Below are 1,008 nucleotides of genomic sequence, written 5' to 3'. Positions count from 1 at the left end.
GTGGCACGAAGTCGATGGGTGGTTGCGGCCGGTGCCGGCCGGGGTGGTCGGGGAGTTGTATGTGGCCGGGGCCGGGGTGGGCGTGGGATATCTCGGGCGTGCCGGGCTGACCGGGGCGCGGTTTGTGGCGTGTCCGTTCGGCGGGTCCGGGCAGCGGATGTATCGGACCGGGGATCTGGCGTGTTGGGGTGCTGATGGGCAGCTGCAGTACTTGGGCCGCGCCGATGAGCAGGTCAAGATCCGCGGGTATCGCATCGAGCTGGGTGAAATCCAAGCCGCACTAGGGGCTTTGGATGGGGTGGGGCAGGCGGTGGTGATCGCCCGTGAGGACCGTCCCGGGGATAAGCGGCTGGTGGGTTACATCACCGGGACGGCCGATGCGGCCGAGCTGCGGGCGCGGCTGTCGGAGCGGTTGCCGGCGTTCATGGTGCCCGCGGCCATCGTGGGCCTAGACGGGTTGCCGTTGACCGCGAACGGCAAGCTGGACACCCGCGCGCTACCGGCACCGGAATACCAGGCCGGTGCCTACCGCGCCCCGCACGACGCAGTCGAAGAAATCCTGGCCACCATCTACGCCGAGGTCCTCGGCGTCGACCGCGTCGGCATCGACGACTCCTTCTTCGAACTCGGCGGCGACAGCATCTCGGCGATGGGCCTGATCTCCGCGATCAACAGCAACCTGAACGTCGGCCTCCCGGTGCGCGTCGTGTTCGAGGCGCCGACCGTCGCCCAGCTGGCGCTGCGGATCGGTGAGGGCACGGGCGGGCTGGAGCCGTTGGTGGCCGCCGAGCGGCCCGCCGTGGTGCCGTTGTCTTTCGCGCAGAACCGCTTGTGGTTCCTCGACCAATTGCAAGGCCCGTCACCGGTTTACAACATGGCGGCGGCGCTGCGGCTGAGCGGGCCGCTGGACGCCGGCGCGCTGGGTGCGGCACTGGGCGACGGTCGGCGCCTCGAACACGACGCGCACCGGGAGGCCGACGTTCAGGTTGCTGTTGATCGCGGAGATCA

General features: G+C 69.6%; 1 protein-coding gene. It reads left to right on the top strand.

Annotated elements, in window-relative coordinates:
* A partial coding sequence (locus A5781_RS15600) for a phosphopantetheine-binding protein (RefSeq protein ID WP_156624689.1) occupies nt 1–1,008 on the top strand: 1,008 nt, incomplete at both ends.

Source organism: Mycobacterium sp. 852002-30065_SCH5024008 (assembly GCF_001665645.1).
In the GTDB taxonomy this organism is placed as follows: domain Bacteria; phylum Actinomycetota; class Actinomycetes; order Mycobacteriales; family Mycobacteriaceae; genus Mycobacterium; species Mycobacterium paraffinicum.
The sequence above is the reverse complement of the archived record's forward strand: the minus strand, read 5'-3'. Positions and strand labels throughout refer to the sequence as shown.